Raw genomic sequence first — 16,088 nt, forward strand, 5'->3', positions numbered from 1 at the left:
TCTCCGCGTTGGTTCGATCGGGTGAAAACGGTGTTGGCGCGTATTCGCGGATGATCAAGATCCTCTACAAGGAGGACGCGAACAGAGAGGAACGCTGTGAAAATTCGACGGCTCCTTCCCGTGCTCACAGCGATGGCCTCGGTGGCTGGGTGCGGTAGTGGCGCGTTCGGACCAGAGCAGGTCCCGTCCACCGCGACCACCACCACGGCGGCATCGAATTCCACGGTGTCAACGACGGTCGTGACCACCACCGGGCGCCAGTTCGGCTGGAACCTGCCGACTGGGCCGAAAACGACCTCGACGAATGAGGACATCCTGTATCGCACTTTGTTGCGCGGGCAGTGCGCGCAGGCAAAGGCCGACCTTGACCGGCTCTGGTGGACGTTGTTGAGTCCGCGCAACGTCCTGCTATACCAGGCCGCAGTCGATCTCTGCGCGGGCCGCCAGAGCGCTGCTCGCGTGATGTACGACAAGGCCGCCCGGATCGGGTTCATGGTCTCGGACCCGGACTTCAAGACGGTCGACTGTTTGACCTACAAGGCAGTTCGCAGTGTCGTGAAGCAGGAGCCGCAGGACCGGATCGACTGCGTCGTGGGCCAAGTTCCCGGTTGGCCCCCGGGTCTCTACAACCGCGAAGGCAAGGACGATCCGCGCACACCGCGCAACGAAGCCACCGATAGCCCGACGGAAACCACAACACCTTCGACGACGGCCACCACCACGGTCGAACCGAGCACCACGACCAGCACGACATGAGGCCTGCGCCGAAGAAGAACACCGACGACGAGCCTGCCAGTGAGGCCTTGCGCAGGGTGGGCGAGATCCTGGCGAACGTCGCCGTGCTCACCGGCCTGCTGGTGGCGTTCGGTTGGCGGCGAAGCGACGTGCAGGCCCGCGAGTTGGGCCTGCCCAGCAGCGCACTGGGCATGACGGTCACCGACTACCTCCTGCGCAGTATCGGCCCGGTGTTCCAACTGCTGGCTGTTGTCGTGCTGGGTTGGCTCGCCTTCCTCCTGTTGGACCCGTTGCTTCAGACCGCCCGGCGCGGACGGGCCTGGCGCGTCAGCACCTGGGTGCTGGCGTTCGCCTGGCTGCTGTTGCCTGCCTTGGTCGTGGTGTCGGGCTACGTGTGGCCCGCATCGAGCTTCGCCCTGTTTCCGCTCTCGATCGGTGCCGGGCTGCTGCTCACGCTGTACGCCCTGAAGCTGCGCGCACGCACCCGGCGATGGAATTGGCCCAGGCTTCGGCTCGCCGGTCTCGCCGTCACGGTGTTGAGCCTGTTCTGGGGCGCGATGAACGCCGCCGAACTGGAAGGTCTGGAATTGGCCGACCGGTTCGCCGCCGACGTGCGGACGGCGCAGGCGGTCGCCATCTACAGCGGGGAACGATTGCATCTGACAGCGCCAGGCGTGACCGAGCAACAGTTGCCGGACGGGAAGTACCGATTCAAATACACCGGCCTGCGCTTCGTCGAGAACAGCGGCGGCAAGTTCTTCTTCGCCTCCGACGGATGGACGCGCACATCGGGGGTCGTGCTTGTTCTTCGCGATGAAGCGCACCTGCGGTTCGAGTTCATCCGCGGGGGGTGAATGTGCGCAACCCGCTCTTCGTTCAGGTCTGCGGAACCCGGATGACGTCGCCGGGATGGATGAGGTCGGGATTGGTGATCGTGCCCGGGTTGGCCGCCACGAGCCGGTGGTGGAGGTTGCCCGCCCCGTAATGGTGCGTCGCGATGCCCCACAGCGTCTCACCGGGCTGCACGACGTGTTCGAGGTAGACGCGGTAGCCGGGGACGATCCTCGGCCCGTGCACCACGGGCACGATCACCTTGTCGAGTTCGGCGCCGTCATTGGGCGAGGTGTGGAACACCTCGACGAAGAGCCGGTCGAGCTGGAACGACGCCCCCGACACGTCGACGGTGATCTGGAACTGCCCATGCCCGCCCGTGCCGTCGCCTGCCATGAAGGACCCGACGACCTCGTCGTGGCCCTCGTGGACGCGGTAGTTGAAGTTCGCTTCGAAGGCCCCGCCCGCGACCCCGGCGATCTGGATGCTGTTGCTCACGATGTCGTGCTGCCTGGGCTGCTGGAGGTCGATCGACATGGCAGTGCCTCCTGTCATCGGTCCAGCAGCGTAACCGCCGAGCGGCCCCCGGCTGCCTTGAACGCGGGGGCGTCACCCGCACGGATTACGGCCGAACGGTGAGGTTGGAGCGAGATCCGGGACTGGCGACCGTGGCCGATCTGCCCGGAGTTCCGGCACCCCGCGAGATGCAGCTGTAACCGATCCATCACCGGCGGTATCTGGATGACCGCCCGCCCAATCTGGGGTGCGCCGACCGATTCGCCCCGTCCTCTCCGCACCTAGCGTCACCTCGCGAGCGGAAGAGGTGTGTGCGGATGCCGAGGTACCTGGTTGAGCGTTCCCTGATCGACGGCCTGGACGAGTTCCTCGCGGGGAAGAACGAGGAAGCCACTGTGGAGGCCGACGGCGATGTCGGTGCGGTGTGGCTGCACAGCTACGTCACCGATGACGGTCGGCGGGCCTTCTGCGTGTACGCGGCGGCCAGCCCGGAGGCGGTGCGCAAGTCCGCCCGGCGGGCAGGCGTGCCCGCCGAGGTGATCCACCGGATCACGGTGCTCGATCCGCACGCCTTTCCCCGGCAGCGACAGCCGAACGTGTCCGACAGCGCGACCACGCGGAGGCCATCATGACCAAGACAATCACCGCGGCGATCATCATCGTCGGTGGAGCGGTGGCGGCGATGGTGGTGGGCCCGAACGGCCCCTTGGGCGGATTCTGGCGGCCCATCGAGCTGGATCCGGAGCCGGCGGGAGCCCAACTGGCGGGCCTCATCGGGGCAGGCGTCGTCGAAGCCATCGGGTTCGGTGCGGCCATCGCGGTCCTGGTCCTCGGCCGCCCCGTGTTCGCCAGGCTCACCACCACGCCCGGCAGAGCCCTCGCCGCGCAGGTGACGTCGGCCTGGCTGCTCGGCTCGTGGTGGCCGCACACCGCGCTGCACATGCACCACGGCACCGACCCCGCCGCGCTCGTCGCCCTCGAGGTCGGATTCCACGCGGGCTCGATCGTCGCGTTCGCGATCCTGCTGTGGGCGCTGATCCCGCGCGCCACGAGCACCCAGCGCGGGGCCTCGCCCGCGGATGCCCGCAATTCCCAGCTCTCCGGGTGAACGTCATGAGACCACGACTCGCGAACCGCGTGCTCACCATCGGCGCACTCGTCGCAGGAATGACCGTGCCGGTCGCGGCCATAGGCGCCGCGGCCACTTACGACACGACCATCGTCAGCCGGGCGAGCGGAGCGGCCGGGGCCGCGGCCACCGGGGACGCCGGCGCCCCGTCCATCTCCGCCGACGGGCGGTTCGTCGCGTTCAGCTCCACCGCCGACAACCTCAGCGATCAGGACAGCGACGCCCACTCCAACGTCTATGTGCGCGACCTCCAGGCGGGCACGACGACCTTGGTGAGCAGAGCTGCCGAGGTCGCGGCCGACGGCGACTCCTCCGATCCCTCGATCTCAGCCGACGGGCGCTACGTCGCGTTCGTCTCGGTGGCCACCAACCTCGACGCGCAGGCCCAGGACATCTGTCCGGAGTACTGGTACGGGGAACCCGTGCCGTGCGCGAACATCTTCGTGCGCGACCTCCAGGCAGGTACGACGACCTTGGTGAGCCGGGCGGACGGCGCGACCGGGGTTGGTGCCAACGGCGGCTCCTACACCCCCGCGATCTCGCCGGACGGCGGGCGGGTGCTGTTCCAGTCGGTCGCCGAGAACCTGAGTGGGCAGGACGTGAACGACTGCGTCGGCTACACCGAAACCGGCGAGTTCCCGGTGCCGTGCCTCAACATCTTCATCCGGGACGTGCGAACGGGCGCCACGACCTACCTGGCGCCGGGCGACCACGAGACCCGATCGGTCTACTGTGGACCCGCGGTCTCCCCCGACGGGCGTTACGCGGCCATCGAAACGGAACGGGTCGTCCGGATGGTCGACCTGGGCACGGGCGCGATGACCCTGGTCAGCAGGGCGAATGGCCGGGACGGTGTCGCGGCGGGCGGGACCTGCCCGTCGATCTCCGCTGACGGCCGCAGGGTCGCTTTCGAGGCGAGTTCGAGCCTCGACGAGAACGGCTGTTGCGGCGGGTGGGGTTGGCCGGAGGTATACGTCCGCGATCTGAGCGCGGGCACGACGACCCTGGTCAGCCGCACGTACTTTCACGCGCCCACGCTGGGCAAACCCTCCGGGCACCCGTCCATCTCCGCCGACGGTCGCCATGTCGCCTTCGCCTCGTCCAACCCTGACCTGAGTCCGAACGGGGTCGGCGTCTACCTGCGTGACTTGCAAACCGGCGAGCTGACCTATGTGAGCAGGCGCAGCGGTGCGGGCGGCGCCCCCATGGGCGGTGGCGACCCGTCGCTGGCGGCCGATGGTCGAGTCGTCGCGTTCGCGGCGCGGGCCGAGGGGCTCGATCCTGCCGCGGACCAGTACAACCACGTCTTCGCACGTGAACTGGCGACCACGCCCACGCCGCCGCGGGCTGATCTGGCGCTGTCCATGACCGCCTCGACAACCGTCCCCGCTGTCGGGTCGGACGTGACGTTCACCGTGACGGTGACCAACGCGGGCCCCGACAGCGCGAGTGGGATCGTGGTGGCCGCCGGGCTGCCGCCGAGCCTGACCTTTGTCTCGGCGACTCCGTCGCAGGGCGCCTACACGGCAGCATCGGGCGCGTGGACGGTCGGAAGTCTCGTTTCCGGCGCGGGTGCGACCCTGCGAATCGTCGCCAACGCGGGCACGGCCACCACCTCGGTCACCAAGGCAGAGGTGACAGCCGTCGACCAGACCGACCCGGACTCGGCGCCGGGCAACGGCAATCCCGCCGAGGACGACCAGTCGTCGGTGACGGTGACGCCCACGCAGCAGCCAAGTTGCGCGCCGGCCACCGCCATCGCCGCGGCGGACAGCTGGATCGGCCAGAACGGCCCGAGCGTCAACCACGGCATGGAGGCCACGCTCAAGGTTCGCAGCAAGCGGTACGCAAACGCGCGGGCACTGGCGCGCTTCACGTTGCCCGCGATCCCTGCCGGGTGCCAGGTCTCCAGTGCGAAACTGCGCCTCTTCGCGACGTCGGCCACGCCCGGCCGCACGCTGCGCGTGCAGGCCCTCACCGCGCCGTGGAACGAAACCACGGTCACCTGGCGCGACCAACCCGGAACCACCGCGTACGCGGCGACGGCGACCTCCGGGCCCGGCTGGGTGGAGTGGACTGTCACCACCCAGGTGAACGCCATGTACTCCGGCGCCAACAACGGCTTGCGCGTCCGCGACGCAGCCGAGGACTCGACCGGCGCGGAGCAGAACTTCGCCGGCCGCGACAGCGGCACCAATAAACCCCAACTCACGGTGACCTTCGCGCCGCGCTAAGAGCACCGACTGCGACTCACCACAGGAGAAACGATGAAGCGCCGAAACGTTGTGACGACGGCTGCCGCCATCGGGATTCTCGTCATCGGCGGAGGGATCGCGGTGGCGGAAATCCCCGGCCCCGACGGGGTGATCAAGTCGTGCTACACCAAGTCCACCGGCACCATCAAGGTCATCGATTCCGCGGCGTCGTGCAGATCCGGGGAGACAACCCTTACCTGGAACCAGAAGGGCGCCAAGGGAGACATTGGTCCGGCGGGCCCGAAGGGCGATCCAGGCGAGCCAGGTCCCGCGGGCCCGCAAGGGCCTTCCGGACCCGCGGGACCTGCTGGTGCCCCCGGCCCCACCGGACCTGCAGGCGGGCTCTCCGGGTACGAAATCGTGTACTCCGACGGCCTTGATGCCAACGGCAGCGTCGGGACGGCCCAATGCCCTGAGGGAAAGAAGGTTCTCGGCGGCGGGGTTCTCAGCGCGGGCACCGGACCTATCACCTACTCGTACCCCGATCGCTTCTCCGAATCAGCCTGGCATGGACGAACGCAGGGCCCGGACACCGGTTTCAGAACCTATGCGATCTGTGCTGAGGCCTCATGACGGGACCGCGGCTCGGGAATGGCCCTGCATACCTGTCCAAGGGAAACCGAGACGAAGTCCCAGCGCGGTGATCACCGGACCGGAGCACCTGCCGCACGTGGTGCTGTTTCCGCTGAGCGGGCGGGACTCGCGGCCCGCGAGAGAAGCGATCATCTCCGCGGTGGGGCCGCTCCCGGCCTCGGTCAAGCGGTCCTGGCCTAGGAACAGGCTGGTGCGCTCGACCAGAGTCGGTACGGCGGTCTTGCCGAGGATCGCAACCCGCTTGGGTCGTGGTGGCGTAGATCTTCTGCGGCATGCCGATGTGTGCGCCGAGGCAGCCACCTTGGCGCCACCGTACGCGGCGACACCGGTGAAGCGGTCCTCGGATACCGAGGACCGCTTCACCTGACGTCGGTTCAGACCTTGGTCATGACAAGTACACCGGTCTTAGCGTCGAAATTCCGGGGAGGCGGAACAGTTTCCGGGGTGGCCCATGTCTGCGGCAGTGCGTTTGACTTCGAAGATTCGTCGTCCTTCGCGGTTGATCCAGGTCGCGGTCAGGGTTGCGGGGGAGACCGTGGTGTCGGCTTCGAGTTTGAGGAACACGTGTGGTTCGACCGCGCTGTGCACCAGGTGGGGGCTGGGCACGTTCAGGCTCGGGATCGTTCGGTCGTGCAGTGGGCTGACGATGAACTGCCAGAGGTCGTAGCCGACCCGCGGTCCGTAGTTCAGGGCGCGGGAGACGTGGATGTCGCCGCCGATCAGGAACACGCCGGGGATGCGTTCGGCCTTGACGTAGTCGAAGATCGCGTCGCGTTCGTGGGCGTAGAAGCCCCAGTCGTCGCTTTCGGGGTTCTGCTTGTCGTCCCAGATCATTCCGGTGGCGAGCGCTTTGAAGGTGGCGGTGCTGCGGGTGAGCCGGTCTTTGAGCCATTCCCATTGGGCGGCGCCGACGCAGGTGGGTTTGGCCGGGTCGGCCCAGCTGGGTTCGGTGGTGCTGAACCAGCGGGGGTCGATGAGGAAGACTTCGAGGGGGCCGCGGCGGAACGAGGTGTAGATGCCTTCGCCGTCGACTCGGGTGGTCAGCTGCTCACCCGCCGGGTTGTGGCCGAAGGTGGCGTTGGCGCGGTAGTCGACGAACGCGGTGCGGGTGTTGCGCTTGGCGGGGAAGTCGCCGTGGTTGCCGTTGAGGCCGAAGTCGTGGTCGTCCCAGGTGCCCCAGACCGGCATGCGGCGGATCAGTTGGGCCAGTTCGGGCACCGCGAGGAACTGCCGGTGCTTGGTCCGGGCGACGCGCAGGTCGCCGGAGTCGATGTACGGGGTGTCGCCGAGCATGACGAAGCCGTCGCAGCCCTCGTCGACGATCCGGGTCCACACTGTGTTCGGTGTGGACGGTGCGCAGGACCCCAGGCCCATGACGACCTTGGTCGGGAGGCCGGGGGCGGGCGCGGTGGTGAACGACCCGGTCAGCGGTGCGAATCCGGGGGCCGCGGTGTCGGGGGTGAGCTCGAAGTCGTACCGGGTGCCGGGGCGCAACTGGTTCGCGTCGACGACCAGGGTGTTGTCGTTGGCCGCGGACACGGTGGTGCGCACGGTTTTCGCCTCGCCTTGCGGTGGACGCAGGGTGCAGGTCCACGTCGCGTGTGTGGTGGGGTCGAGACCGGGGCGGGCCCAGATGCGGGCACTGCCCGCGTCGACGTGGCCGACCATGGGGCCGACGGGGGCCTGCGGCGGCATCGGGGTGGGGACCACGGCCGGGGCGGTGCCCGCGCGGACCGTGTCGGTGTAGGCGGCGACGGCGGCGAAGAACGCGGCGCTGTCCTCGAGGGCGACGGCGGGCTGCAGGGCGACGCCCGCGGCGTCGAAGCACTTGTCGACCGAGAGGCTGCTGATCAGGAAGCGGCCGCGGCCGTAGGCGCCTTCGACCAGGCACGGCGGGTACCCGGTGCCCGCGCACGCCATCAGCACGCGCATCGCCCGCCACGATTCGAGGGTCTCCCAGCTGACCCGCATGGCGGTGTTGCGTCCGGTGAACAGCAGGCCCTGGTTCAGGCGCAGGCCCTTGACCAGGGGGTGCTCGGGGTCCGCCGGGTAGATCGTGTCGTGGTCCGGGTCGGCCCGCACGGCGCTGAGCTCCGCGGGCAGGTAGGCGGTCTCGGCCCCGAACTGGTCGGACTGGGCGAGGTCGAGCACCACGCCGCCCGCCGCGACGAACTCGCGCAGGGACTCCTTGTGGACGGCGGTGTAGTCGAGGTAGCGGGCCTCGTTGTTGGTGAAGCTGCCGAACGCGATCAGGTCGACCTGCTGCGCGGTGGGGGCCGCGGACACGTCGAGCGGAACCACGGTGACACCCGCACGGCCGAGCAGTTCGGCCAGCCCGGTCGCCCGCGTCCATGGGTCGCGGAACTCCAGCACGGCCGCGCGCAGGGCCGTCGCGCCGCCGGTCTGGGCGGCCGCGGGCCGCGCCACCGTGAGCGCGGTGGCGGTGGCGGCGCCGCCGACGAGGAATGTCCTCCGTGTGGTCATTGCATACTCCCGTGACGAGGTGAGGTGCGTGCGAGCACCGCGGTCCTGAGTGGTCGGAGCGGTGCCGTTCGGTGGCGGGTTGGTCGCAGTGACTTTCGCCAAACGCTCCGCGTGCGGTAACCCTCGATCCGGCTATCGGAGCTATTCAGTCGTGGCGTCGAGGGCGGGCCGACCCCCTGGCCGGCGTCGTCCGTGCCGGTCAGGGGGTCGGAAGGTGGGCGGTGGTTACCTGGTGATCAGTTCGACCGTGTCGAGCAGGAAGTCGGTCTGGGCGCCCGCGTCCTCGGTGCTCACGAACTTCAGCTCGACCTGGCTTCCCGCGTAAGTGGTCAGGTCGACGGTCCGCATCGTGTAGTTCGGGGTCGTCTCGGCGCTGGTCCACGTGGCCAGGGTCGAGGTCTGCCCGTTCGCGGTCACCTGCACGGTGAACTTGTCGTCCGGCGTGCCTGGCGCTTCCCGGCTGACCACGCGGAGGTAGAACGTCAGGCTCGCCGACCGCACACCAGCCGGGATGGTCACCTGCTGCGTGGTCGTGTCGGTGTTGACCACGCCGTTGCCGCCCATCCAGGAGAACCAGGTGCCTTCGTGCGGCCGGTAGGAGGTCCAGGTGCCGACCGAGCCGCCGGTGACCGCCCAAGCGGCGGTGCCTTTCTCGAAGTCGCCGTTGGCCATCAGCGACGGCTTGGCGTACGAGCCGTACTCGATGGTGTTGAAGTGCAGGCAGCTCAGCATGTTCGGGCCGACGTCGTAGCCGTCCTGCGCGCGGTGCTGCCAGAACTCGGCGAACGTGTTCGACCTGTGGTTGAGGAACGTCGTCCACAGTGGACCGCGCGGGTCCTCGTAGCAGGTGTCGGCCTTCTCGTTGGTGGCGTTGTCGCTGAGGTCGAGCAGCGCCCCGGCGACTCGTCCCTCGACCCGGTCCCCGTCCTGCCAGACCCGTCCCGGCATTACGGTTCCCCAGCTGTGGTTCTCGATGTCGAGCCTGCGGCCGTCGGGCCAACGGTAGAACTGGTCGCCGGAGACCATGATGCCCCAGTAGGTCGGCCAGGCCTCGGTCCAGGCACAGGTGAGCGAGCTGCCCGCGGCCAAGCTGTGCGGGTTGCAGTTGGTCACCGGCGGGAACGCGTCGTCGTAGATGTCGTCCATCAGCCCGTGGCCGTGCTCGTGCAGCACCATGATGGGGGTGTCCGGACCGGAGCCGTCGATGTAGGCGGCGTCTTCCTGCAGGTTGTAGAAGCAGCACGTCTTGGAGTCGGGCGCCCAGTTGATCTTGCCTTGGCGGCACTGGGTGTCGTTGTCGTCCCAGCAGTCGCCGGGGGTGAAGTTCCAGCCGGAGTTGAGCGTGTCGAAGGCCTCGACACCGCGCATCATCTCGATCGCGCCGGGCTGGAGCGCGCCGAAGTCGGCGGTGGTGCCGTTCTTGACGTTGGCCTTGGTGGCGGTGACGAAGTCGAAGGGCTTCTTGGTCTTCTCGTGCTGGATGATCCAGTGCTGGTTCACGGTGCTGAGCCGCACGGACACGTCCTGGCCGCCGTTGCCGGTGTCGCCGGTGTCCTTGTTGTCGAAGCAGAGCCGGAAGCGGCCGTCGCCGTCGGTCAGGCCGGTGGCCAGGACCGTCGTGGTGCCGCCCGCGTCGGTGTCGAGCGCGGTGACCGAGGCGTTGGGGGTCACCCGGGTGTAGCCGGTGTGCTCGACATAGTTCCAGGTGCCGGTGACGCAGGCGGTCTTCGGCGTCGGTGTCGTCGATCCCGCGGCGGGCCCGGCGGACTTGTGCGGCCAGAGCAGGTTCGAGCGGGTCGCGGGCGCGGTGATCGGTGCGACGGTGTTGGCCGAACTCACCGTGATGCCCGAGGTGGACTGGGTCGCGTCGACCGTGAGGAAGGTGCTGCCCTGGGCCTGGTCGGAGGCCGACGCCGCGACCGCCTTGATCTCGGCCGGTCCGGCGAGCATGGCCTTGACGGTGCCGGTGAGGCGCCACGGCACGTCCTGGCTCACGGACTTGGCACCCCGAGCCTGGTGGCGCTTGCCGCGGTCCATCGGCACCGTGGACGGCGCGGTCGTCACCGACAGGTCACCGGGGGCGTCGGTCCATTCCAGGCCCGCGGGGAGTTCGACCTGAAGGTCGACGTCCTGGTTGTGCGAGCGGGTCACGACGTCGATGGTCACCGCCGACTCGGCGCCCAGCGCGGGCGGCTGGGCCAAGGTGACCGTCACCGTGAGGCAGTTCGCGTCGTCGACGTTGCCGTCGGCGAGGCCCGCCGAGTCGCACGGGTCGGTCGCGGCGGCCGGTTGCGGTTCCTCGGCGAACACCAGGCCAGGCAGCGGTGTCGCGAGTACGGCCGCGACGGCTAAGCCGCACGCGATCTGGGCTCGGGATAACCGGAGTTTCACGGGTGGTCCTCTCGGGGACACGCCGGTGGGGACGGCGCGAGGGAGTGGTGTGGGGGAGTGTGGCCAACCATGTCAATTGATGTCAATGGTTGGATTAATTAGGCGCAAGCCGTGCCGTCCCGATCGGCACGATCCGCGGAGGGGACCCGGGCCCTTCGTCGGCTCAGGCCAGGGCGGGTTCGTAGCGCGCCGGGTGGCGCAGATAGTCATCGAGCACAAGGGAAACCGACGCGCGGTCCCACACGTCCGCACCTGCCTCCCGGTGCAGGACCGAGGTCGGTCGGGCGCCCAGCGTGGTCGAACACCGCGAGCGCGCCACGGCGAACATGTGGTCGATGTCGTCCTGGGTGCCGAGGTGGCCCGCGATCACGGTGGTGTCCGGGTTGAGCAGCTCGATGAGCGTGCCCGCGGCCTCGCCGAGCCACCCGGCGCGGCGGCGGCGCAGCGCGGCCATGACGGGGTTGTCCTGGTACTTGTAGACCGGCGTGTGCCATTGCGTGTCCGGCGGGGCGGCGCCCACCGCCAATGCCTGGTCGTAGAGCGCCGGATTGCTCACCACCGCGGACAGACAGTTCCGGCGTCCGCAGGAGCAGACGGTTCCGGGGCCGTCGTGGACCGGGAAATGCAGGATGTTGCCCGCGGAGGCGCCCGGGCCGCGCCGCAACCTGCGGTCGACGATGATCGCGGCGCCCACGATCTCGCTGACGAACAGGGTCAGCGACGTGTCACCGACTTGGCTGCCGCGCCGCCAGAGCTGGTCGAGTGCCAGGCAGCGCACCGAGCTGTCGACGTGGACCGCGAGCCCCAGCGGGTCGAACGCCGCGCCGAGGTCGACCTCGCGCCAGCCCAGCATCGGGCTCTCCACCGACACACGGCGATCGTGGTCGACCAGGCCGCCGATGCTCACCCCGATACCGAGCGTCCTGCTGATGTCCACAGTGGACAGGACGTCGGCGGTCATGGCCACACCCGCGGCAAGGAGCTCACCCGGGCTCGCGCCCGCGGGGTGGACGTACTCGGCGTGGCTCAGTTCGGCGGCGGTGAGGTCGAACACCGTGCAGGTGGTCGACCACGGCCGGATGTGTACTCCGACCAGCAGCCTGCCGCCCGCCGCGAAGTCGAGCGGGATCTCCGGGCGGCCGGCCCGCCCGGGGCCGGTCCTCTCCGACGGTCGTGGTTCGAGTTCGGCGAGCACGCCGATCTCGATGAGGGACGCGCACATCCGGGTCACCGTGGTGAAGCTCAGCCCCGTGGTCCGGCACAACTGCTTGCGCGCCAGCGGTCCGAGGCGCTGCAGGTCCGTGAGCAGTGCCGCCGCGCTGTTCGCGCCCGCGGATGCCGTCGAGCGCGCCGTGACGGAGTCGGTTGGGGAGGCCACACCGGGAACGGTAGCGGTCATCCGGAGAGCTGCCGACTTCAGTGCGTGCCTGCCAGGTGCGGCACCAGGCTCTGCTTGGACCACGGTGGGCCGGGTACGGGCATGGTTGCGACTCCGTATCGAATGGGTGGCGGGGATTGAAGTCCGGACTCTGACGGTAATTAGTATCACCGCTATGACTAATAGAGGGGTCAACCTCAACTCCATGTCCGTCCGCCGCCGCGCCTTGGCGTCGTTGTGCGGGATGTCGCTGGTTCTGGCCGTGTCGGCGTGTTCTTCGGGCAAGGAGACCGCCTCGGCGCCCGCCGGGCAGCAGCAGAACACCGGCAAGATCACGATCGTCTACGCGCAGAAGCAGGGCGACCAGGAGTACTTCATCGGCGAGGCCGAGGGAGCCAAGGCCAAGGCCGCCGAACTGGGCGTCGACCTGAAGGTCGTGAACCTGGGCAACGACGCCAACAAGGCCGTCACCGAGGTGCAGAACGCGATCAACCAGAAGGTCTCCGGCGTCATCGTCGTCGTGCCGGACCCGTCGGTCGGGCCGCAGCTGGTGCAGCTGGCCAAGACCGCGGGCGTCAAGCTGCTGACCTCCGACGACCAGGTCTGCGCCACCGGCCCCGACCCGACCGCGTGCCCGAAGGAGCAACTCGTCCCGCGGATCGGCTTCAGCGGACAGCAGATGGGCGAGCAGGTCGGCAAGCGCGCCGGTGAGGACTTCAAGAAGGCGGGCTGGAAGCCGGAGGAGACCGCGATCATCGAGGCCTGGAAGCAGGACGTGACGGTCTGCACCGACCGGGTCAAGGCCAACCAGGAGGCGTTCAAGGCCGCCGCCGGAGCCGACGTGAAGATCATCGAGGTCGGCACCGACAACACCCCGTCCGACGCCCAGAGCAAGATCTCGGCGACGGTGTCGGGCAACCGCTCGGTGAAGAACTGGATCGTCATGGGCTGCAACGACGAGAACGTCGCAGGCGGTGTCACCGCGATCCAGAACTCGGGCTACGCGGCCGACAACATCATCGGCGTCGGCCTGGGCGCGTACCTGGCGTGCAAGGAATGGCGCGGCGGCAAGGCGACCGGCTTCAAGGCGGCGCTGTTCATCAACGGCAGTGACGTCGGCGCGCTGGCCGTGCAGACGCTGCACGACCACATCAAGAACGGCACGCCGATGCCCGCCGAGGCGTTCGCGCCCACGACGATGGTGGACGCGGCCAACTGGGAAGCAGCGGGCGTCAAGTGCGCGTAGTGGGCGTCTCGAAGAACTTCGCCGGCGTGCCCGCGCTGCGGGAGGTGAGTGTGGACTTCCCGGCGGGCCAGGTGACCGCCCTGATGGGCGAGAATGGCGCCGGGAAGTCCACCCTCATCAAGATCCTCGGCGGCGACCACCAACCAGACGGCGGCGGGCTTGAGCTCGACGGCCAGTCGTTCAAGCCCGCCACTCCAGCCGACGCCCGGGCCGCGGGGATCCGGGTCATCGCCCAGGAGCCGGAGATCGTGCCGCACGTCTCCGTCGCGGAGAACGTCTACCTCGGCTCCCTGCCGCGCACCGCCGGGCGTCGGCTCGACCGCCCCGCGCTGCGCGAGCGCATGCGGTCGGATCTGGCGCGGCTGGGTTTCGCGGCCGATCTCGACCCCGACACCCTGGGGTCGAAGCTGACCGCCGCCCAGCGCCAGCTGGTGGAGATCATGCGGGCGCTGACCACCGAGGCGAAGGTGATCGCCTTCGACGAACCGACGTCGTCGCTGTCCGAGCACGAGGCCGAGGCGCTGTTCGCGCTGATCGGGCGGCTGCGCGAGCAAGGCCTGTCGGTGATCTACGTGTCCCACCGGATGCGGGAGATCTTCCGGCTGGCCGACCGGATCGCGGTCCTGCGCGACGGCGCGTTCGTCGGCGTGCGCGCGGTGGGCGAGACCACCGAGGAGGAGATCGTCCACCTGATGGTGGGCCGCGATCTGTCCACGATGTTCACCCGCGAGCACGGCACGCCCGGCGAAGTCGTGCTGGACGTGCGCAAGGTGACCACCGACGACGTGCTGGACGTGTCCCTGCAGGTCCGTTCGGGCGAGGTCGTCGCACTGGCCGGGCTGGTCGGGGCCGGTCGCTCCGAACTGGCCGCCGCCCTCATCGGCGACGTGCCGATCCACTCGGGTGAAGTCCGGGTGGACGGCGTGACGCTGCGGCTGCGCCAGCCGCGCGACGCCGTACGCGCCGGGTTCGGCTACGCGCCGGAGGAGCGCAAAGCCCAAGCCCTGCTGCTGCAACGCGGCGTGCGGGACAACATCACGCTGGCCATGCTCGACCGGCTGAGCCGGTTCCGCGTCGTGCGGCGCGGCGAGGAGAACCGGCTGGCCCGCGAGTACGTCGCGGCGCTGCGGGTGCGCACCCCCTCCATCGAGCAGGAGGTGCGCAAGCTCTCCGGCGGCAACCAGCAGAAGGTCGTCCTGGCCCGCTGGCTGGCCCGCAAACCCAAGGTGCTCGTCCTCGACGAGCCCACCCGCGGCGTCGACGTCGGCGCCAAGGCCGAGATCTACCGGATCATCGACGAACTCGCCGCCTCCGGCGTCGCGGTGCTGGTGATCTCCTCCGAGCTGCCCGAGGTGCTCGGACTGGCCGACCGGATCGTCGTCATGCAGAGCGGCCGCGTCACCGGCGAACTCGGCCGCGGCGCCACCGAGGCGCAGATCCTTTCCCTCGCGATGGCCGAGGACCTGACCAACGAGGAAGTTCGATGACCAAGACGGACATCCACCCCCCGGCCGCCGCGAAGCCCGTCGAGCGGACCCGTCGCCCGCTGCTGACGGTCATCGGCCCGGGCAACCTGAGCCTGATCGGCGCCCTGGTGATCGTTGTCGCGGTGTTCGGCGCGCTCAACCCCGGCTTCCTCGATCCGGCCAACCTCGCGGGCATCGGTGAGGCGGTGACCGTCTTCGGGCTGCTCGCGGTCGTCCAGACGGTCGTCATCATCTGCGGCGGCCTGGACATCTCGGTCGGTTCCCAGGCCGGGATCGCGTCCGTCGTCAGCGCGATGGCGTTCACCGCCACCGGCGGCAACGCACTGCTCGGCTTCCTCGCCGCCCTCGCGGTGGGTGTGGCCGCGGGCGCGGTCAACGGGCTGATCATCGTCTACGGGCGGGTCAACCCCGTGATCGCCACGCTGGCCACGCTCGCGGCGTACAAGGGTGTCGCGCAGCTGATCTCCGGCGGCAAAGCCCAGGGTTTCGTGCTGGACAACGACTTCTTCATCTTCCTGGCCCGCGGCAAGGTCCTCGGGCTGCCCGTCCCCATGGTGATCCTGATCCTTGTGTCGCTGGGCCTGCACTTCCTGCTCAAGTACACCGACATCGGCCGCAACATCTATGCGATCGGCGGCAACGACACCGCCGCCCGGCTGGCCGGCATCAACATCAACAAGTACCTGGTCGCCGTGTTCGTGCTCGCCGGTGTGGTGGCCGCGATCGCGGGCATCATCCTCACCGCGCGCACCGGGTCCGGGCAGCCGGTCTCCGGCAGTGAGGGCCTCGAACTCAAGGCGATCACCGCCGCCGCGTTGGGCGGGTGCGCGCTCAAGGGCGGCAAGGGAACCATCGGCGGCACCCTGCTCGCCGTGGTTCTCCTTGGCGCGCTGGACAACGGGCTGAACGTGGTCGGTGTCAACACGTTCTGGCAGAACGTCGCCCAGGGCTTCCTGCTCGCGGCTGCCGTGGTCATCCAGCAGCGCCGCAGTGGCGAACGCGCCGTCGGCTTGCCGACCTAGTCCTTCCCATTGGTCCCTCC

General features: G+C 69.1%; 13 protein-coding genes. 9 read left to right on the forward strand and 4 right to left on the reverse strand.

Annotated elements, in window-relative coordinates:
• Window positions 1-240 precede the first annotated feature (240 nt).
• Complete coding sequence (locus C8E96_RS21415; RefSeq protein WP_091375293.1) at window positions 241-756, forward strand: hypothetical protein; 516 nt, start codon at window positions 241-243, stop codon at window positions 754-756.
• A gap of 56 nt (window positions 757-812) precedes the next feature.
• On the forward strand, window positions 813-1,589 hold the full coding sequence (locus C8E96_RS21420; RefSeq protein WP_133794650.1) for a hypothetical protein: 777 nt from the start codon (window positions 813-815) through the stop codon (window positions 1,587-1,589).
• A gap of 22 nt (window positions 1,590-1,611) precedes the next feature.
• Here C8E96_RS21420 and C8E96_RS21425 read toward each other — a convergent pair whose 3' ends face one another.
• Complete coding sequence (locus C8E96_RS21425; protein ID WP_091375299.1) at window positions 1,612-2,103, reverse strand: Gmad2 immunoglobulin-like domain-containing protein; 492 nt, start codon at window positions 2,101-2,103, stop codon at window positions 1,612-1,614.
• A gap of 296 nt (window positions 2,104-2,399) precedes the next feature.
• Between C8E96_RS21425 and C8E96_RS21430 the strand changes: the two genes are divergently transcribed.
• Genes C8E96_RS21430 through C8E96_RS21445 form a run of 4 tightly spaced genes read left to right on the forward strand, consistent with a single transcriptional unit; the run spans window position 2,400 to window position 6,039 of the window.
• Window positions 2,400-2,714, forward strand: a complete 315-nt coding sequence (locus tag C8E96_RS21430; RefSeq protein ID WP_091375302.1) for a DUF4242 domain-containing protein — start codon at window positions 2,400-2,402, stop codon at window positions 2,712-2,714.
• Window positions 2,711-3,190 carry a hypothetical protein gene (locus C8E96_RS21435; protein ID WP_091375306.1) on the forward strand — a complete coding sequence of 160 codons (480 nt, stop codon included), beginning with the start codon at window positions 2,711-2,713 and terminating at the stop codon, window positions 3,188-3,190. The genes C8E96_RS21430 and C8E96_RS21435 overlap by 4 nt, the downstream gene beginning before the upstream one ends.
• Before the next feature lie 5 nt (window positions 3,191-3,195).
• Window positions 3,196-5,445, forward strand: coding sequence for a DNRLRE domain-containing protein (locus C8E96_RS21440; protein WP_091375309.1), 2,250 nt, complete (start codon window positions 3,196-3,198; stop codon window positions 5,443-5,445).
• Window positions 5,446-5,478: 33 nt separating this feature from the next.
• Window positions 5,479-6,039, forward strand: a complete 561-nt coding sequence (locus C8E96_RS21445) for a hypothetical protein (RefSeq protein WP_133794652.1) — start codon at window positions 5,479-5,481, stop codon at window positions 6,037-6,039.
• Between the two features lie 426 nt (window positions 6,040-6,465).
• Here the strand turns inward: C8E96_RS21445 and C8E96_RS21450 are convergent, their stop codons facing one another.
• The 3 genes from C8E96_RS21450 to C8E96_RS21460 all read right to left on the reverse strand — a co-directional run bounded on the left by C8E96_RS21450 (window position 6,466) and on the right by C8E96_RS21460 (window position 12,313).
• Entirely contained in the window at window positions 6,466-8,544 is a 2,079-nt protein-coding gene (locus C8E96_RS21450) for an alkaline phosphatase D family protein (RefSeq protein WP_091375312.1), read from the reverse strand.
• 225 nt (window positions 8,545-8,769) lie between these two features.
• Window positions 8,770-10,935 carry a hypothetical protein gene (locus tag C8E96_RS21455; RefSeq protein ID WP_133794653.1) on the reverse strand — a complete coding sequence of 722 codons (2,166 nt, stop codon included), beginning with the start codon at window positions 10,933-10,935 and terminating at the stop codon, window positions 8,770-8,772.
• Between the two features lie 163 nt (window positions 10,936-11,098).
• Complete coding sequence (locus C8E96_RS21460; RefSeq protein WP_166658071.1) at window positions 11,099-12,313, reverse strand: ROK family protein; 1,215 nt, start codon at window positions 12,311-12,313, stop codon at window positions 11,099-11,101.
• 175 nt (window positions 12,314-12,488) lie between these two features.
• On the opposite strand from C8E96_RS21460, the gene C8E96_RS21465 reads away from it, so the two are divergent.
• From C8E96_RS21465 to C8E96_RS21475, 3 genes are read left to right on the forward strand one after another with little or no spacing between them, the layout of a single operon-like run.
• Window positions 12,489-13,559 carry a substrate-binding domain-containing protein gene (locus tag C8E96_RS21465; protein ID WP_228769908.1) on the forward strand — a complete coding sequence of 357 codons (1,071 nt, stop codon included), beginning with the start codon at window positions 12,489-12,491 and terminating at the stop codon, window positions 13,557-13,559.
• Window positions 13,559-15,046, forward strand: coding sequence for a sugar ABC transporter ATP-binding protein (locus tag C8E96_RS21470; RefSeq protein ID WP_228769909.1), 1,488 nt, complete (start codon window positions 13,559-13,561; stop codon window positions 15,044-15,046). The genes C8E96_RS21465 and C8E96_RS21470 overlap by 1 nt, the downstream gene beginning before the upstream one ends.
• Window positions 15,043-16,068 carry an ABC transporter permease gene (locus tag C8E96_RS21475; RefSeq protein WP_091375331.1) on the forward strand — a complete coding sequence of 342 codons (1,026 nt, stop codon included), beginning with the start codon at window positions 15,043-15,045 and terminating at the stop codon, window positions 16,066-16,068. The genes C8E96_RS21470 and C8E96_RS21475 overlap by 4 nt, the downstream gene beginning before the upstream one ends.
• Window positions 16,069-16,088 lie beyond the last annotated feature (20 nt).

The sequence above is a fragment of the Actinokineospora alba genome (assembly GCF_004362515.1).
Classification (GTDB): Bacteria; Actinomycetota; Actinomycetes; order Mycobacteriales; family Pseudonocardiaceae; genus Actinokineospora; species Actinokineospora alba.

Bases quoted from the DNA above. Each gene is read 5' to 3' on its own strand.
- C8E96_RS21465 (WP_228769908.1), top strand. From the start codon at position 12,489: ATGACTAATAGAGGGGTCAACCTCAACTCCATGTCCGTCCGCCGCCGC.
- C8E96_RS21445 (WP_133794652.1), top strand. From the start codon at position 5,479: ATGAAGCGCCGAAACGTTGTGACGACGGCTGCCGCCATCGGGATTCTC.
- C8E96_RS21440 (WP_091375309.1), top strand. From the start codon at position 3,196: ATGAGACCACGACTCGCGAACCGCGTGCTCACCATCGGCGCACTCGTC.
- C8E96_RS21475 (WP_091375331.1), top strand. From the start codon at position 15,043: ATGACCAAGACGGACATCCACCCCCCGGCCGCCGCGAAGCCCGTCGAG.
- C8E96_RS21430 (WP_091375302.1), top strand. From the start codon at position 2,400: ATGCCGAGGTACCTGGTTGAGCGTTCCCTGATCGACGGCCTGGACGAG.
- C8E96_RS21425 (WP_091375299.1), bottom strand. From the start codon at position 2,103: ATGTCGATCGACCTCCAGCAGCCCAGGCAGCACGACATCGTGAGCAAC.
- C8E96_RS21435 (WP_091375306.1), top strand. From the start codon at position 2,711: ATGACCAAGACAATCACCGCGGCGATCATCATCGTCGGTGGAGCGGTG.
- C8E96_RS21450 (WP_091375312.1), bottom strand. From the start codon at position 8,544: ATGACCACACGGAGGACATTCCTCGTCGGCGGCGCCGCCACCGCCACC.